Origin of the sequence: Petrotoga sp. 9T1HF07.CasAA.8.2, from assembly GCF_002895585.1 — a bacterium.
Classification (GTDB): Bacteria; Thermotogota; Thermotogae; order Petrotogales; family Petrotogaceae; genus Petrotoga; species Petrotoga mobilis.
This window is the reverse complement of sequence record NZ_AZRI01000041.1, coordinates 50,307-66,939: the sequence shown is the minus strand read 5'-3', so window position 1 is coordinate 66,939 and position 16,633 is coordinate 50,307. Positions and strand designations below refer to the sequence as shown.

At 33.4% G+C, this 16,633-nt stretch carries 16 protein-coding genes and 1 tRNA gene; 5 read left to right on the top strand and 12 right to left on the bottom strand.

The genetic code is table 11. The annotated features are described in order from the left end of the window. From rsxA to rsxC, 5 genes are read right to left on the bottom strand one after another with little or no spacing between them, the layout of a single operon-like run. The gene (gene rsxA / locus X925_RS08975; protein WP_012208452.1) at positions 1-576 is read right to left on the bottom strand and encodes an electron transport complex subunit RsxA; all 576 of its coding nucleotides are present in this window, start codon (positions 574-576) and stop codon (positions 1-3) included. Continuing rightward, positions 573-1,193: an electron transport complex subunit RsxE gene (rsxE, locus tag X925_RS08970; protein ID WP_012208451.1), complete on the bottom strand. Its 621-nt coding sequence runs from the start codon at positions 1,191-1,193 to the stop codon at positions 573-575. The genes rsxA and rsxE overlap by 4 nt, the downstream gene beginning before the upstream one ends. A gap of 4 nt (positions 1,194-1,197) precedes the next feature. After that, entirely contained in the window at positions 1,198-1,896 is a 699-nt protein-coding gene (locus X925_RS08965) for an RnfABCDGE type electron transport complex subunit G (protein ID WP_121959729.1), read from the bottom strand. Then, entirely contained in the window at positions 1,889-2,869 is a 981-nt protein-coding gene (locus X925_RS08960) for an RnfABCDGE type electron transport complex subunit D (protein ID WP_012208449.1), read from the bottom strand. Before X925_RS08960 ends, X925_RS08965 begins: the two co-directional genes overlap by 8 nt. A gap of 1 nt (position 2,870) precedes the next feature. Beyond that, positions 2,871-4,193 (bottom strand): electron transport complex subunit RsxC, encoded by a 1,323-nt coding sequence (gene rsxC, locus X925_RS08955; RefSeq protein ID WP_121514704.1) that lies wholly within the window; start codon positions 4,191-4,193, stop codon positions 2,871-2,873. 346 nt (positions 4,194-4,539) lie between these two features. Here rsxC and X925_RS08950 point away from each other — a divergent pair, with 346 nt between their 5' ends. After that, on the top strand, positions 4,540-5,820 hold the full coding sequence (locus tag X925_RS08950; RefSeq protein ID WP_121514703.1) for a sigma-70 family RNA polymerase sigma factor: 1,281 nt from the start codon (positions 4,540-4,542) through the stop codon (positions 5,818-5,820). An 87-nt stretch (positions 5,821-5,907) separates the two neighbouring features. Then, positions 5,908-5,982, top strand: a tRNA-Glu gene (locus X925_RS08945). A gap of 108 nt (positions 5,983-6,090) precedes the next feature. On the opposite strand, the gene X925_RS08940 is transcribed toward X925_RS08945, so the two are convergent. Genes X925_RS08940 through rpmH form a run of 6 tightly spaced genes read right to left on the bottom strand, consistent with a single transcriptional unit; the run spans position 6,091 to position 9,785 of the window. Continuing rightward, positions 6,091-6,918 (bottom strand): hypothetical protein, encoded by an 828-nt coding sequence (locus X925_RS08940; protein WP_121514702.1) that lies wholly within the window; start codon positions 6,916-6,918, stop codon positions 6,091-6,093. Positions 6,919-6,976: 58 nt separating this feature from the next. After that, positions 6,977-7,630, bottom strand: a complete 654-nt coding sequence (gene jag, locus X925_RS08935; RefSeq protein ID WP_121514701.1) for an RNA-binding cell elongation regulator Jag/EloR — start codon at positions 7,628-7,630, stop codon at positions 6,977-6,979. An 8-nt stretch (positions 7,631-7,638) separates the two neighbouring features. Next, complete coding sequence (gene yidC / locus X925_RS08930; protein ID WP_158245453.1) at positions 7,639-9,027, bottom strand: membrane protein insertase YidC; 1,389 nt, start codon at positions 9,025-9,027, stop codon at positions 7,639-7,641. Between the two features lies 1 nt (position 9,028). Beyond that, the gene (gene yidD, locus X925_RS08925; protein ID WP_121959727.1) at positions 9,029-9,298 is read right to left on the bottom strand and encodes a membrane protein insertion efficiency factor YidD; all 270 of its coding nucleotides are present in this window, start codon (positions 9,296-9,298) and stop codon (positions 9,029-9,031) included. Next, a complete protein-coding gene (gene rnpA, locus X925_RS08920) occupies positions 9,295-9,651 on the bottom strand; it encodes a ribonuclease P protein component (protein WP_121959726.1) in 357 nt (118 codons plus the stop codon). The genes yidD and rnpA overlap by 4 nt, the downstream gene beginning before the upstream one ends. Beyond that, positions 9,651-9,785, bottom strand: a complete 135-nt coding sequence (gene rpmH / locus X925_RS08915; protein ID WP_012208441.1) for a 50S ribosomal protein L34 — start codon at positions 9,783-9,785, stop codon at positions 9,651-9,653. The genes rnpA and rpmH overlap by 1 nt, the downstream gene beginning before the upstream one ends. Positions 9,786-10,077: 292 nt before the next feature. On the opposite strand from rpmH, the gene X925_RS08910 reads away from it, so the two are divergent. The 3 genes from X925_RS08910 (at position 10,078) to X925_RS08900 (ending at position 14,554) form a co-directional block, all read left to right on the top strand. Further along, complete coding sequence (locus tag X925_RS08910; protein ID WP_121959725.1) at positions 10,078-10,977, top strand: DUF89 domain-containing protein; 900 nt, start codon at positions 10,078-10,080, stop codon at positions 10,975-10,977. A 37-nt stretch (positions 10,978-11,014) separates the two neighbouring features. Beyond that, positions 11,015-12,526: a bifunctional UDP-sugar hydrolase/5'-nucleotidase gene (locus tag X925_RS08905; RefSeq protein ID WP_121514698.1), complete on the top strand. Its 1,512-nt coding sequence runs from the start codon at positions 11,015-11,017 to the stop codon at positions 12,524-12,526. Between the two features lie 135 nt (positions 12,527-12,661). Further along, entirely contained in the window at positions 12,662-14,554 is a 1,893-nt protein-coding gene (locus X925_RS08900) for a 5'-nucleotidase C-terminal domain-containing protein (protein ID WP_121514697.1), read from the top strand. A 152-nt stretch (positions 14,555-14,706) separates the two neighbouring features. On the opposite strand, the gene mutL is transcribed toward X925_RS08900, so the two are convergent. After that, the gene (gene mutL / locus X925_RS08895) at positions 14,707-16,572 is read right to left on the bottom strand and encodes a DNA mismatch repair endonuclease MutL (RefSeq protein WP_121959724.1); all 1,866 of its coding nucleotides are present in this window, start codon (positions 16,570-16,572) and stop codon (positions 14,707-14,709) included. Positions 16,573-16,633: the final 61 nt, after the last annotated feature.

The window sequence follows — 16,633 nt, the reverse complement described above, 5'->3', positions numbered from 1 at the left end:
TCATAATTTCACCAAACCTGAAAACCCCATAAAAGCCATTGAAAGAAGTCCAGCCGTTATTAGCGCTAAAGCGGTACCTTGGAAGGGTTTTGGGACATTGTTTAGTTGCATTTTTTCTCTTATTGAAGAAAATATTATTAATGCCAGCGAAAATCCCAATCCAGAGGCAAAAGAGTTTACCAAACTTTCGATAAAGGTGTAATTAGTTTGTATGTTTAACAATGCGATCCCCAATATTGCACAATTGGTTGTTATGAGTGGTAAGTATATCCCCAAGGCTTCGTAAAGGGCTGGACTTGATTTCTTAATAAAGAACTCAACAAATTGAACAAGTACAGCAATTACCAAAATAAACACGATCGTTCTTAAAAATTCTACTCCAAGCATTATTAGTATCTGATTTAAGAGCCAAGTTATTACTCCTGCTATCGTCATGACAAAAATTACTGCGATAGACATTCCAACAGCGGAACTTTTGCTTCTAGAAACTCCTAAAAAAGGGCAAATACCTAAAAATCTAGTTAAAATAATATTGTTTACCAAAGCGGCTGAAATAAAGAGAAGGATAAGATTCATTTTTTAGCACCTGCCTTCTTCTTTTTGTTTTCTCTACTTATACCTATCGAATTGAACATTCCAAGTAAAAGTCCTAAAGTAATGAATGCGCCAGGTGGTAGTATGAAAAGGTATAAGTTGAGGGCGTCTCCCCACACCGTAAAACCAAAGATCGTTCCGTTACCCAATAATTCTCTTACTGATCCCAATAATACGAGTGCTCCTGTAAAACCTAAACCGATTCCCAAGGCATCAAATATTGAATCTAATACCCCGTTTTTTGATGCGAAAGATTCTGCCCTTCCCATTATGATACAGTTCACAACTATCAAAGGTATAAATATTCCCAAAGTCTGCCATAATTCGTATGTTAGTCCGTGCATTATGAGATCTATCATTGTTACAAAAGAAGCTATAATAACAATATAAATGGGTATTCTTATCTTTTTAGGAACTATTTTCCTGATCAAAGAGATTACAATGTTTGACATTGTTAAAACAGCTAGAGTAGCTATTCCCATACCCAAACCATTTTCTGCGCTTGTAGTTGTAGCTAAAGTAGGGCACATTCCTAACACTTGAACAAAAGTTGGGTTGTTTTTTATCAAACCGTTGGTAAAGTTTTTCAGATCCGCCATCTTTTCACATCACCCCTTCCTCTTTTAAAAATTCTACAGCTGCATTAATAGAATCAGCAACGGCTCTTGGAGTTATTGTTGCTCCTGTCATTACATCGCTAGTTTTCACTACACCTTGTTCTTTGTAACTATTTATTGAATTAGTTGGGACAGTTACGCCGGCGTCTTTATCGACTTTAACACCTACATTTAAACCTGATTCTGGGATCAAACTAAATCTTTTTTTCACGGGTTCTTCAGAGATTTTGGCCCCAAGCCCCGGAGTTTCTTGTGAATAATTTATTACTTCTATTTTATTCAAAGTAATTTGGACATCATCTTTTTTGATGAATGAAATAACGCTAACCACATCTCCTCCGTAACCTACTCCTGAAACTGTCATGACATAAATTTCGGTGTTGTTTTCCGTGAACTTATAAATCGGGGAAAAAACTTTTGCGTTTTTTGGACTTACGTATAAAACACCATCTTGATCTTCTTTCCATATATTTTTTTCTAACTGTTCTTCATTGGTAGGAATATTAGAAACTAAATATTCACCAGTATTTGCATCTTTTAATACCTCTTCTATAGCTGACAATGTATTATTGAATTCTGATTGTACTATCATTGGATTGACAAAATTATACACAATAGATACTAAAAGACCGGCAGCAACCATAAAAGCGGTTAAGATTAAACCTGTTTTTATATATTCACGCATGTTTTATCTCCCCTTTGGTTGTTCCATAAATTTTTGGTTTTAGCCAATCATCTATCAAAGGGACAAAAGCGTTCATGATAAGAATTGAAAAGGAAACACCTTCGGGGTAGCTACCAAAAAATCTTATGATCATCGTCAAAATACCAGCTCCCACACCAAAAACGAGCTGGCCCATTTTGGTCATTGGAGAAGTAACCATATCCGTTGCCATGAACAAAGCACCTAATATTAAGCCACCTGCTAAAAGATGGAACAAGGGAGTTCCAAATTTGGTAGGATCAACCATGTAAAAAACAGAGCTAAAAATTAAAACCGTTCCTATATAGGATACAGGGATCATCAATTTTATTCTACCTTTAATGACTAAGTATATGAAACCAATAATTAAAGCTAAAGCGCTAACTTCTCCGATAGAACCGGGAATTGTTCCGATGAACATATCCCAGTAAGTATAATTTTGGAGTACTGTGCTCATTCCTTCTTCAGAAATTATTCCCAGTACGGAGGCAGAAGTAACAATATCAGGATTCTGGTAATAAAAAGGTACATACCAGGTGGTCATAGCTGTAGGGAAAGATATCAACATAAAAGCCCTTCCAACTAAAGCAGGGTTAAAAAAGTTTTGACCTAACCCCCCAAATACTTGTTTCGCTAAAATTATCGCAATGACCACTCCTAACATAATTTGCCACCAGTTAACAGCTAAAGAAAGGTTCATACCTAAGAGTAACCCTGTAACAGAAGCGGAAAAATCAGGGATGTGATCTTTTTGCTTTCTTATAAAACGAACGATCGAAAAATCCAACATTTCTGCAAAAACCATAGAAAATAACATAATAAAAAGTGCTCGAAAACCAAAGATCCACGTTGAAGCAATAACCGCAGGTATCAATGATATCAAAACATCGATCATAATTTTTCTAGTAGTATTGGTAGTTCTAAAATGGGGAGCCGCTTCAGTGCTAAGATTCAACTCAAACCCTCCTTTTTTGAATGGCTTTTATAACCTTTTTTGTTGTCTTGAATGTTTTAACTAGATCTATATTTGATGGACAAATGTAAGAACAAGCACCACATTCTATACAATCCATAATTCCATTTTCTTGTGCGATGTCGTTTTTCCTAGCATCAGCAAGTTTTTTTAGGTAGTAAGGTTGAAGTCCCATGGGGCATGCTTTAACACAAGAAGCACATCTAATACATGGATATTCATGCTTTTGTGGTATCTCTTCTTTTGTTAATACGGTGATCGCATTGTTTCCCTTGAAAGTCGGTAAATCAATATTTGGTAAAGGTAATCCTGTCATTGGTCCACCATAGATTATTCTGTCGATTTTTTCCTCTTCAACGAGTCCTACTTGATTTAAAAGGTCTGAAACCTTAGTTCCAATTCGGAACCAATAGTTACCAGGTTTTTTTACACCCCCACTCAAAGTGATACCACGTTCAACTAAGGGTTTCCCATTGATTACTGCATCATAAATTGCATAGGTAGTGGAAATGTTAAAAACTAAAGCCCCAGCGTCAATAGGTAATCCTCCTGAAGGGACTTCCCTTTTTGTGATAGATTTTATTAATTGTTTTTCTGCACCTTGAGGATATTTTGTTTTTAGAATTGCAACTTCGATATTTTCATTTTTTAAAGCGTTTTTCATGGCTTTTATTGCTTCAGGTTTGTTTTCTTCGATGCCCACATAAATTTTTCCCGGATTAACTATATATTCTATTATTTTTATTCCTTTAATGATTTCTTCTGTGTATGTTCTCATCATCATATCATCGACAGTTATGTAAGGTTCACATTCTGCTCCATTGATTATTAAGTAATCGACTTTTTTGCCAGCGGGTATACTTAATTTTACATGAGATGGGAACATAGCACCACCTAATCCCACTATACCGGCTTTTTTAACAATGTTAATTAATTCTTCCTTTGAAAACTTCTTAAAGTTTTCATCGTGTTCAATATACTCCCAAATATCTTCTGAAGTTCTTTTTATTACAATTGCGTTATCCTTTCTTCCTGTGGAGGTATTTATAAATGATTCTATACCAACAACTTCCCCTGTAACAGAAGCATGTATGTTTGCTGAAATATTGCCTGCAGCCTCTGCTATTAATTGACCTGTTTTTACCTGATCGCCTTCTTTTACGATCGGCTTTGCAGGAGCTCCTATATGGTTAGTTGTGAATAGGTATACAAAATCGGGCAAAGGTAACTTTTCAAAAGGTTTGTCCTTTGTAAAATGCTTCTTCTGAGGCGGATGTACACCACCTTTAAAAGTTAATGTTGGCACAAAGAAACCTCCTTTTTGTTTTTTAAGAAACTAAGAATTGAAAGCCTATATAAATTTTAGGTAATCTTCTATAACTTTTTTAAAGGGTTCAAAAGCGGTTCGAAAATTATTATAGCACGAAAGAATGTTCTAATTTCAACAACTTCTAAAGTTTTTAAGAAAAATTATTACATTTATGTATATTAATTGTTTTTTCATATTTATTTAATATTGTCACGCTATAATACTTAACAGAGATATAACTGTTTGTTTTAAATTAGTCTACTTTTTTTAAATGCTTCTCTATGATTTTATCATATAATATCTTCTTTTTTTATTCTAATTTTTTAATAGAAGGTGAGTTTTCATGATAGAAAAAGACAAAATCGAGGACTTCGAATCGGAGAGCACAGATTGCACTCAAGCTGATAAAAGCTCAAAAGTCAAAAAATATTCCTTGTCTTTAACTATTAAAAATAATCCTAATGCAATCACCGATGAAATTTTAAGAAAAATCAAAAAAAAGCTATCGAAGGATGAGAAAACAGTAACTTTTGAAGAAATTGACGAGTCTATACCTAGCCAAATGCGTGAAGATTTTACATTAGAATTTTTAATAAAGTTTTACAATGAATTAAAAAAATCTAATATTTCTGTAGTGGATAGCTCAATACATCATTTTTATGAAGAAGAAGAGGAAGAAGAAAAAGATTTAGAGAACAATGAAGATTTTAAAGATCCTGAAGAATACGATGAGATTTTCGAAGATTTTGCCGATGTTGAAGTTGAGATGTGTGATAATATTTCGTTGCAAGATCCGATTAAAATATATCTTAAAGAGATTAGTAAGAGCAAATTATTAACCCCTTCAAGAGAAAGAAAATTAGCAAGAAGGGCACAAATGGGAGATAAAAGAGCCAGAGAGGAACTTATAAAAGCTAATCTGCGATTAGTTATTAGCATCGCAAAAAGATATGTTGGTCATGGATTAGGCTTTTTGGATCTCATACAAGAAGGAAATATTGGCTTAATGAAAGCCGTTGCTAAATTTGATTGGAAAAAAGGTTACAAATTCTCTACTTATTCTTATTGGTGGATACGCCAGGCTATAACAAGAGCGATTGCTGATCAAGGAAGGACTGTAAGAATTCCAGTACATTTGGTAGAAACGATTAATAGAATGAATAGGGTCGTAAATAAGTATATTCAAGAAAATGGAGAAGTACCTGATTTAGAAGAACTCTCTGTTTTGATGGACAAGCCGGTAGATAAGATGAAAGAGGTATTAATTAGTGCCAAAAATATATTCTCTTTAAATGCCCCGATTTCTAATGATGTAGATGCTGAAGGAGAAAGTGAGGTACTCGATTTTATTGATTCTGATTCACCTACCCCTGATGAAGAGGGAAGGAAGATGATTATTCGTCAAAAAATGGAAATGATCATTGATACACTTTCACCTAAGGAAGCTATGATACTAAAAATGAGATACGGTTTCGTAGATGGGAAACAGAAAACTCTCGAAGAGGTCGGAGAATTTTTTAACGTAACAAGGGAAAGAATAAGGCAGATAGAGTCCAAATCTATCAGGAAGTTAAAACATCCGGCTAGAAAAAAGATGATAGAAAATATTATCCAGGAATACTAAAGGGAAAATTTTAAGTCTCAAGCCTATTGACAAAGTAATTTATGGTTGATATAATAACTAAGGATTTGAAAATGAAACGATACAAATGGCCCCATAGGATAACGGCTAGTCCATTGGATTCTCAGTCCAAGAGTCAGGGTTCGATTCCCTGTGGGGCTGCCAGAATTAATAATCGGGTAGAAGATAGATAAGAATTATTATCAACCTTCTACCCGATAAATTTTTATTGTTTTTTTAAGGGAAGCTAGTTTGATTTATCGAAAAATTTAGTCACAATTTTTCTGTGGGAATGCTTCCACATTCAAAAACGTGATTGAAAAGATTAAAAGAACTTTCAAAAGCAGATTTCAACGTGTAACCTTTTATGATACTACTGATAAAATTAGCCTCAAAAGCAGATACAGCCTCTTCAAAATACTTTTTTTCTTTAACTTTTACTTCATATATTTTTTTATCAAAAGAGATTGCATCTTTTGCTATAATTAGCTTATTATCAGCTTTCAAATTATTGCTTTTTTCTGCTAATTCTCTATATGTCGTTTTAGAAATTAAAAAAAGATAATCACATGTAAATTTATCAATTTCATCTGTATAAGGTTCCCGTAAATCTACAAATAATCTTCTTTTTGCCTTAGTCAGATCGATTATCTTTTTGTTCCAGGAGTTATACACTATAAAAAGATTTTTTATATTATAGAGATATTCGGTAATAAATTCAGGTTCTACTTTTAAGTTTGTTTCACGATAATCAAGGTATTCAGTACTTTCTTCTATATTCCTAACTTTCCTCGTATTTCCTCCAGGTTTTTCAATCCAAATAATAGGAATTTCTTTTGTTTGAAAAGTTTTAAGTAAGAATTCAATATACTCATCAGGACTTAAAAAATCAAATATCGATGGTTTAAGATGAAAATAATCGTTCAAATAAATAACAACTCTTCCACCAGGTCCCGCTACCTCAGTTGTTATTTTGATATTATCTTTTATTTTTTTTATAATATGTTCGATTTCTATGCCACCTAAAACACCAATATCAGGAAGATTTTCTCTACTAATTATGGAAAGAACTTGCTCTTGATATTGGTAAACAGTTTTCAATTACGTTTCCTCCCACGATTTTTTAAACACTGTGGTTAGTGCTAATGTAATTTTTAATTTAATTGTGACCATTTTTTGAGGGATAAATCACAACTTTTCTATAAGGTTCTAAACCCATGGAAACGGTATGTAATTTGGGATAATTATAATTTATATACTTGTGAATTATTTTTCTTTCAAAGGAAAACATAGGGGCTAATTCCACCTTTTCGTTAGTAGATATTGCTTTTTTAGCAGCATTGTCAGCGATTAGTTCTAGGTTTTTTTTCCTATTTCTTCTGTAATCCCCAACATCCAATTTAACATCACATTTAGTATCCGTCATTCTATTGACATAAATCATGGTTAAATGCTGTAGTGCTCCAAGGTTTCGCCCTTGTTTGCCAATTACTTTACCCAAGTTTTCTCCTTCTAAAAAAACTTTCAAGGTCTTATTGTAATAATTAATATTGATATCAACATCTTCTTCAAAATAAGAAAGGATATTTTTCAAGAATTTTTTTACCTTATTGATAAGGTATTTCTCGTTGGGATAAGCTTCTATGATGAGGGGCTTTTTACCTATTCCAAAAAAGAATCCCTTAGAAGGCTCTTGAATAATCTTATAAGAAATCTCATCGATACATGATGCGTTAAAATTTGATTTTGCTTTTTCTAAAACCGATTCCAAATCAGTTCCTTCAAATTTTGTCTCACCTTGTAATTTAAACACTTATCATTTCACCTCCTGACAGGCTTTGGACCCAAACCAACGAGTTGTCTAAACGTAATACCTTTGACATTGTAAATCCTGTTGTACACAAATGTCAACAAGGTTTGTATTACAGTGTTCAGTGAATAATAAATGAATACTCCGACGGGTAATCCAATCAAAATGAAAGGAAACACCACAGACATAATTACCGACGTCCATGCGCTCCTGGCATCTTGCGACATTAAAAGGGCATTGATTAAAGAAGCAATTATGGCTAGTAATAGTAGGAAAAAATTGGCTTGGAAACCGCCTAGAGAAAGATCTGTCCATAAAAGGAATCTGGGATTGTATGCATAACTACCTTCAAAATAGTAGATTACTTGCCACAGTATGATCATAATGGGGAGAGGAATCAAAGAAGTCAAACATCCTCCGGCAGGGTTCACTCCTTTTTCCTTGTACAATTTCAGAGTTTCTTCTTGCTGTTTTTGAGGGTTTTTATATTTTTTTCTTATTTTCTCAAGTTCTGGTTGTAACTGTTTCATTTCGATCATGGATTTCTTTTGCCTGCCATATACGGGGAATAATATTGCATTTACAATGAGGGTAAAGAGTATTATAGCCCAACCAAAATTCCCTGTTACTTTAAATAGCCACCAGAAAAAGTTAACGAACCAATAAAAAATATTATTGAAAGGTCCAAACTTTCCTAAATCCTGCATTAAATCGATTACTGTAGAGTAAACGATCCCTTCTTCTATACCATCAAACGTTTCTTTAATAAATATTTTTTTGGTTGGACCTAAATAAGAAATTATTTTTTGATCTGAATTATTTAATGGCATCAAGTATTGATTTTGAGTGGATTCTATTGCTACAGGCGTATATATCGCTAGTGTAGAATCTAAAGCTTCACCTGTTGAGATGGATTTATCAATGTATGAAACAAAAACATTTCCACTATATCTTATTCCCGAAGAAAAAGATATGCTAGGTAAAACAACGTATCCATTTAAATTTTTAAATTCAACATCAAAATGATAGTTAGGATCGTTGTAAAACTTATAAATCTTTTGGCCTCCGTTGGGGAAAAAGTAATTTACTTCGATATAACTTTGATCTTCCGCCAATCTGATATTATAGTTACTAGGTAATATTTCTGTCATGTTTTGAGTATCTAAAATATCGTAGCTATCAGCTGTATACTCATAGACTAAATTATATTTTTTAGTTCTGCTATCGTAGAGTTCGAAATTTAAAATGTGCCCATTATGGTCTAACTTCAATCTATACAATTTCATTTCAATGCTAATTTCTTGATTCAATGAACTCTCTGATACCGTTATCTCAGGAATTGCAAAGGCAACAACATTCAAAAACATTAGTAACGTCAAAAAAAACAATCCTTTTTTCAAGTCATACACTCCTTCTGTGTTGTTTATTTTTTCCTTGCTTATGAACAAAAAAAGAAAACTTTTCGGGGACAGGATCATAGCCCCCTTTGTGTAATGGATTGCATCTGATAAAACGTCTAAATCCCAAGTACAAACCTTTAAATACCCCGAACTTTTCCACCGCTTCATAGGTGTAAGATGAGCAGGTCGGTAGGTAAATGCATTTGGGAGGAGTTGCAGGCGATATATGTTTTCTATAAAAATCAATAGACTTGAGAACAAACTTTTTCATGCTTCTAACTTCCTCACCAATTTTAAAATTTGATTTTTAATTTGAGAATAATCTATTCCTTTAAAATTTTTCGATAACTCTTTTCTTGGAATGAATACGAAATCATATCCTAAAGGAAAAAAAGTTTTGTTTGTTCTATATATTTCTCTGATGTATCTTTTAATTAAATTTCTAACAACTGCGTTGCCAAATTTTCTGTTCACAATTACGGCGATCCTGTTATAATCCATAGTATTCCGAACATATATTATAACAAAATTATTATCGATTAAACGCCCGCCCTTTTCAAAAACATTTTTGAAATTCCTTTTTAATCGTAAGCGTTCTTTTTTCTTGAAAGTTTGCCCTTCCATTATACTGTTAAACGTTCTCTGCCTTTTGCTCTTCTTCTTCTTAAAACATTTCTTCCAGTTGATGTTCTTTTTCTAGCTAAAAAGCCATGAGTTCTTTTTCTCTTTATCCTAGATGGTTGATATGTTCTTTTCATCTCTACACCTCCAAATCCTTTTAAATTAAATTGTTTTATTGAAAATAAGGTTGCTCCTTATTTAGTTCATCTTTAAAGGCAAACTCAACCAATAGAAGCTGAATAATTGGTTTTAAAACTATCGAATATATTATAATGATTTAATGTTTTAATGTCAAGAAATAGAAGTAACAATTTTTTGGGATATTTTTCTTAACAAAATACTAAATAAAGCTAATACTAAATTAATTAAACAGTGATAAAATTAAAAGTAGTTTTGTAGGGATTTTATAAGTTCGTGGGGTGAACAAAAATGAATATAGATTATGAATGTATTAATTGTCTTCTAAACCACTCTTCTGAGTTAATGTCTAAAGTTAATACTAACTCTTCAGATTCTTCTCAGAACATTTTTGATAATTACAAAGAGGTAATTCTAAAAACATTCGGGGATACGACTTCAACCCACACACCTTATTATTTAGTAAAAACATTTTATGATTCTTTTTATGATGCTTTTGGTGAAAATGATTACTTTCATACAGAAAAAGCTGACCTAAACCAACTATTTTTAGAAGTTTACGATGATCTATTAGATTTTTGTTTGTCTAGCAAAGATCCTCTTTATACTGCTTTCAAATTATCACTGATGGGGGAGCTTTTTTGCCACAATTCGGGAAATTCCTTTGGTGAGTTAGAGATAGAAATCCAAAATTTTTTTAACACAAAGGGAGAAGCAATAAACGATTTAGAAAAATTTAAAAAAGAGCTAGAAAATGCCCGGCTCCTGCTTTTTATTCATAATTATGCTGGTGAAATAGTTTTTGATAAATTGTTTATAAAAGTATTAAAAGAATTATACCCCAACTTGATCGTTCACTCTGCTTTGAAATCTCGTCCGGTTTACAAATGTGCGACTAAAAAAGATGCCGATCAAATTTTTTTAAAAGAAGTTTCTATTCCTGTTGAAAGCGGGTCCAAATATTTAGGAACCGATTTAAGCTTCGTTAGTCCATCTTTCAAAAATATCTACAATGAGGCAGATATTGTAATAGCTAAAGGACAATCTAACTTTGAAAGTTTGGTTGACGAAAATCCAAAAAAATCAATCTATTATTCTTTTATTGTTAAGTGTTCAAAAATTGCGAAGGATCTTGATGTGAACAAAGAAGATTTAATATTTAAGCGAAGCTGGGTTATGAGTGGTAGTTGATGTGTGATTGAAACCAACTCAAAAGGAGGGGAACAAGATGAAAAGATTCTTAGGTATTTTAGTTTTTATCGTTTTGGTTTTATCGGTTTTTGCAGAGCCTAATCACTTAGTGATTTTCCACATGAACGATACTCACGGACATGTGTGGGGAACAGAAGATGGTGGAGGATTTGCCAGAGCAGCTACTCTGATAAATCAAGCAAGAGAAGAAGTAGCTAAGGAAGGTGGAGAAGTTCTTTTTCTACATGCCGGCGATGTAAACACAGGGATTCCAGAATCCGACCAATTGGATGCAGTTCCTGACTTCTTGGCGTTGCATTACATGGGTTTGGATGCTATGACTTTGGGCAATCATGAATTTGACAAACCTTTTGAAGTGCTTGAGAAACAGTATGAAGTAGCACAGTTTCCTTTTTTAGGGGCAAATTTTGTCAACGAGAAACGTGGTGGACCAGTTTTTGAACCATACGTTATAAAAGACTATGGTGATTTCTCAGTTGGAATTATAGGTCTTGTTACTGAACAAACAAAAGTTTTAGAGCCAATTTATTTGGGTGAGAATACGATTGTAGATGCAGAAGAGACTTTGAAGAAATATCTCCCAATTGTTCAAGAAAAAGCCGATGTAGTTATCGTCCTCGGACACTTAGGCTATCATGCAGATGGAGGAAGGCCTAACTTGTCTGTTGAGTTCACTACCTCAGATGAGCTGGCTGAAAATGTATCTGGAGTAGATATTATAATAGACGGACATTCTCACACATTGTTAGAAACACCTGTGGTAATCAATAATGTTATAGTAGCTCAAACTGGAGAAAACGCAGAGAATATAGGAAGGATAGATTTATGGATCGATGATGGTAGGATAGTAGATTGGAGAGGAGAAGTAATTCCACTAACATCTGATATCCCTGAAGATCCTTTCATAAAAATGTTTACAGATGCTTTTTATCAACTTGGATCGGAGGCTTTGAATGAGGTTGTTGGAGTGACAAAAGTATATCTCGATGGGGAACGAGCCCACGTTAGAAGTGACGAAACGAATCTAAGCAACCTTATAGCGGATGGTATGATTTGGAAAACAGGTGCAGATGTTGCTTTAATGAACGGTGGCGGGATAAGAGCCTCTATTGAAGCAGGAGAGATAACCTACAGAGACATTTTGACTGTTTTGCCTTTTGGAAACACATTGTACGTTTTAGAGTTGACTGGGAAAGACATAATGGATGTTTTAAATTATGCTGCTACAATTCCTGATGGTCAGGGAGCTAAGTTACATGTTGCGGGGTTAACTGCAGAAATAAAAGGTGGAAAAGCTACAAACGTAAAAATAAACGGTAAACCCATTGATTTGAACAAAACTTATAAAGTTGTTACCAACAACTATGTAGCTGCAGGTGGAGACGGATACACAATGCTTGCAGGTAAACCTGGTTACGATACATACTTTAGAGATGCGGATTCTTTACGTGAATATATTGCTCATTTGGGAACTATAGAAGATTATACTTCCCAAGAGAGATTGATAGAATTAGATCAAGTTAAGTAAACAATCTAAAAGGGGTGTAAGTAAAATCTACACCCCTTTTAGATTCATGTTAAGTAACACTTTTACTTCTTGTTTGGTATTTCTTTTTTTTTAACTTCTTTTTTGACGAAAAACTTAAAGCAAAGGGGTGATTTTATGTTAAAAAGAGGCATTTTATCGTTTGTTTTGTTTTTGAGTGTGTTCTCGTTGTTTTTTGCTGAGACGATAGAAGTCCAAATTTTAGCAACTTCAGATTTGCACGGACGCTTTTTACCTTATGATTATGCCTTAAACCAACCTAATTATAGTGGAAGTATTGCACAAGTCTATTCGATCATAAATGAGTTGAGAAGTGAAAATCCTGACGGAACTATATTGATTGACAATGGAGATACAATCCAAGAAAACCTTTCAAACATTTTTTTAGAAGATGCCATACATCCCATGATTTTTGCTATGAATGAAATGGGTTATGATGCATGGATTTTAGGTAATCATGAGTTTAACTATGGGGTCCCAACACTTAAAAAGATTATGAGACAATTCATGCCAGTGGATGATAATCCTAACAGTGTTTTGTGTGGCAATGTTTATAATCCCGATGGAACAAGGTTAGCTGCCCCTTATAAAATAGTTACCACAGGGAATGGAGTAAAAGTTGGAATAATAGGTATGGTTACTCCTAACATAGTAAAATGGGACGCTGCAAATTTGCAGGATTACATTGTTGTTGATCCTGTGGATGAGGTAAGAGTAGCAGTTGCACAACTAAAAGGACAAGTTGACGTGATTGTGGGAGCTTTTCATATGGGAATCGAAGAAGAATATGGGACCTATGGTTCTGGAATCATAGATATTCTAGAAAAGACACCTGATTTAGATGTTGTTATTGCGGGTCATTTCCATGAAAAAATTGCTGAAACTTACTATTATAATGGAAAGTTGTATAAAGCTGTTAATGGTAAGATTATCGATGATCAAAAAAATGACATTACGCAAGAAGTGAAGCTCAAAGGAACTTTAATTGTGGAACCCGGAAAATGGGGGCAGACGTTATCACAAGTGGTATTGGAACTACAGAAGGAAGGGGATAAGTACGTAATAGTTGATAAAAGTTCCGCCAATTACGATGTAAAAACTGCTACTGGAACAGTACCACCAGACAGTGAATTGGAGAAAAAGCTTCAACCTTTTCACTATAAGGCTTTAGACTATGCTAACGAGGTAATAGGAGAATTAAAAGGTGGATCTTTAGTTCCTCCAGATGAAATAAAAGGTATCCCACAAGTATACATACAGCCCACCGCTATGATAGATTTGATAAATTCCGTTCAAATGTATTATGGAGAACAACTAATAGGTGAAAAGATAGATGTATCAGCTTCTGCAGCTTTTAGATCGGATGCAAATATAAAAGAAGGCCCTATAAAAAGATCGGATATTTCTTTAATTTATAGATACGACAATACTTTGTATGTACTAGAAATAACGGGGAAGCAGTTGAAGAAATATATGGAATGGTCGGCTTCTTATTACAATCAATACCAACCTGGAGATTTAACTATTTCTTTCAACCAAAAAATTCCGGGTTATAATTATGATATGTTTAAAGGGGTTTATTACGAGATCGATGTTTCAAAACCCGTTGGTCAGAGGATAGTAAATTTAAGAAAAATAGATGGTACACCTATTCAAGATAATGATGTATTGACGTTGGCAGTCAACAATTATAGAGCAAATACCCAACTTTTGACATATGGTCCAATATTTGAAAAAGGAGAACAACTGCCAAAGCTTCTTGGTAGAACAGAAGATCATCCTGACTTTTCAGCTATAAGCGGAGGAGATCTAAGAAAACTCATAGAAAAGTATATAATAGAAGTAAAAAATGGTATGCTTACCCCAGAATATGAAGAAAATTGGAAAATAGTGGGTACCGATTGGGGTGAGGAATTGCATAATAAGCTTAAGGAATTATCCCACGAAGGAACCGTGGAAGTAAGCCCGTACGAACCTGTTAGAGTAGAGGATATTGAAGTATTTTTATAACTCCTAACTTCATAATATAATTACCTAGTAGTCTCATGAAATAAGTTGTGCTTTCTTTATGAGTCGTCCAGATAAATGGAAAGAATGTTTCAGAAGAGTAATCTAATTACGTAATCATACAAAAAGGGGTGTAAGTAAAATCTACACCCCTTTTAGATTCTTCCAAAGTATTTATCTAAGGTTTTAAAGGTGATTTGGATCATTATCGGTCTACCATGTGGACAGGTTAGTAATTTTTTCTCAAAAATGTTGTTTAAAAGTGTTTCCATACCGGTAGGATTATCTTTAGTTTTTACAGCCGCTCTACATGCCATAGTAGCTAAGTTCTTATCAAGTATGCTTGTTTGCTGATCAAAATTTGATATTCTTAGATCATCGGCTATCTCGAATATCAATTTTTCGGTATCATCAATTTTCACAAGTGAAGGGAGCCCTTTCACAATAATTTCTTTTTCATCTTCTTCTAGTTTTATACCCAATTTTTCTAAGTGATCTTTGTTTTCTAAAATTATTCCTTTTCTTACTTCATCTAGAGTTATTTTAACAGGGGTAAGTAGAAGGTCGGAAGTAAGTCCACCTTTTTCGTATAGATTTTCCTTTAAAATTTCGTATATATAACGTTCATGTGCGGCATGAAAATCTACTAAAAGTAATTTGTCTTCATCTTCAACTACGAGATATCTTTCAGCAACTATGCCCAAAATTCTTAACTTTTCTAAAGAATTAATTTTTTCAACAGGAGTAAACGGCTGACTCTTTTGATATTCAAACCCTTTAAAATCAAAGGTTTTTGAAGGTTCATAAAGTTTATAATTATTATCAAAATGATTATGTTCTTCTTGAAGATCTTCTATTTCAGAGTTATTAAAAAATTTGTCTGTAATTTCAAAATAATCTTTATTTGTATTGTTTTGTGAAAAATCAACTTTTTGAGAATTTTCGTTCTTGTTGTATAAATTTTGAACAGAAAACGAAGAAGTTTTTTTATTTGAATCAATTGTATCGTTACTACCTATAAATTCCACCGTAAAGTGAATGTTTTTCTTCAGGGTCTCTCTTACAACTTTTTTAAGTAAAGAAGCTATCATCTGTTCGTCAGTGAATTTTACTTCCAATTTTTGAGGATGAACGTTTACATCAACCATATCCGGTGGTATTTCTATGAATATTATTCCATAAGGATGAACTGATTTTTCAAGCATTTCACCGTAACCTGTTTCTAAAACGGAGTAGAGTGAGGCAGCCTTGATGTATCTGTTGTTTACAAAAAAATGTTGGGCAGTTCTGTTATTTCTTCCAACTTTGGGTTGTGAAATAACTCCAGATATTTTGCATAATGAGTCGTTGTGTTCAATTTCTATGAGATCATCTCTTTTTAACTCGGGATATATTTTTAAACATTTTGTAATTAGATCCATATCCGAAGAAAATTTGTAGATTTCTTTGTTTTCTCTTATGTATGTTAAGTTAATGTTGTTGGTGAAAGCAAACTTTTCTATAATCTCTGTAACGTATCTTCCTTCAGCAGAATCACTTTTAAGAAATTTTCTACGTGCAGGAATGTTAAAAAAAAGATCCATAATTTCTATTTTCGTTCCATTTGATGAATTAACCCTCTTTTTTTCTATTATTTTTCCACCTAATATTTCTAACATTGTTCCAACTTCTTTTTCAGGTGGTTTGGAGGTCATTTTCATTCTAGAAACCCTTGAAATTGAAGATAGGGCCTCACCTCTAAAACCAAATGTTTTTAGTTGATAAAGATCCTCAATAGAGAAAATTTTGCTTGTGGTATGAGGAAGTATAGATAATTCTAATTCTTCTTCTTCCATCCCAATTCCGTTATCATCGACTTTTATTAACGATTTGCCGCCATCAAGTATTTCAACAGTTATACTATCTGCTTGGGCATCTAAAGAATTTTCTACCAATTCTTTTACTACTGAGCTTGGGCCGGATACAACTTCTCCAGCTGCTATTTTCATTACCACTTCAGGATTAAGTACTTTTATTCTCATAAAAAACACCTCTTCAAAGTATAACAGTTCATATATTATTATATCATCTTTAAAAACTCAA

Bases quoted from the DNA above. Each gene is read 5' to 3' on its own strand.
- rnpA (WP_121959726.1), bottom strand. From the start codon at position 9,651: ATGGAAGGGCAAACTTTCAAGAAAAAAGAACGCTTACGATTAAAAAGG.
- yidD (WP_121959727.1), bottom strand. From the start codon at position 9,298: ATGAAAAAGTTTGTTCTCAAGTCTATTGATTTTTATAGAAAACATATA.
- mutL (WP_121959724.1), bottom strand. From the start codon at position 16,572: ATGAGAATAAAAGTACTTAATCCTGAAGTGGTAATGAAAATAGCAGCT.
- rpmH (WP_012208441.1), bottom strand. From the start codon at position 9,785: ATGAAAAGAACATATCAACCATCTAGGATAAAGAGAAAAAGAACTCAT.
- X925_RS08905 (WP_121514698.1), top strand. From the start codon at position 11,015: ATGAAAAGATTCTTAGGTATTTTAGTTTTTATCGTTTTGGTTTTATCG.
- X925_RS08950 (WP_121514703.1), top strand. From the start codon at position 4,540: ATGATAGAAAAAGACAAAATCGAGGACTTCGAATCGGAGAGCACAGAT.
- X925_RS08900 (WP_121514697.1), top strand. From the start codon at position 12,662: ATGTTAAAAAGAGGCATTTTATCGTTTGTTTTGTTTTTGAGTGTGTTC.
- rsxA (WP_012208452.1), bottom strand. From the start codon at position 576: ATGAATCTTATCCTTCTCTTTATTTCAGCCGCTTTGGTAAACAATATT.
- X925_RS08965 (WP_121959729.1), bottom strand. From the start codon at position 1,896: ATGCGTGAATATATAAAAACAGGTTTAATCTTAACCGCTTTTATGGTT.
- rsxE (WP_012208451.1), bottom strand. From the start codon at position 1,193: ATGGCGGATCTGAAAAACTTTACCAACGGTTTGATAAAAAACAACCCA.
- X925_RS08910 (WP_121959725.1), top strand. From the start codon at position 10,078: ATGAATATAGATTATGAATGTATTAATTGTCTTCTAAACCACTCTTCT.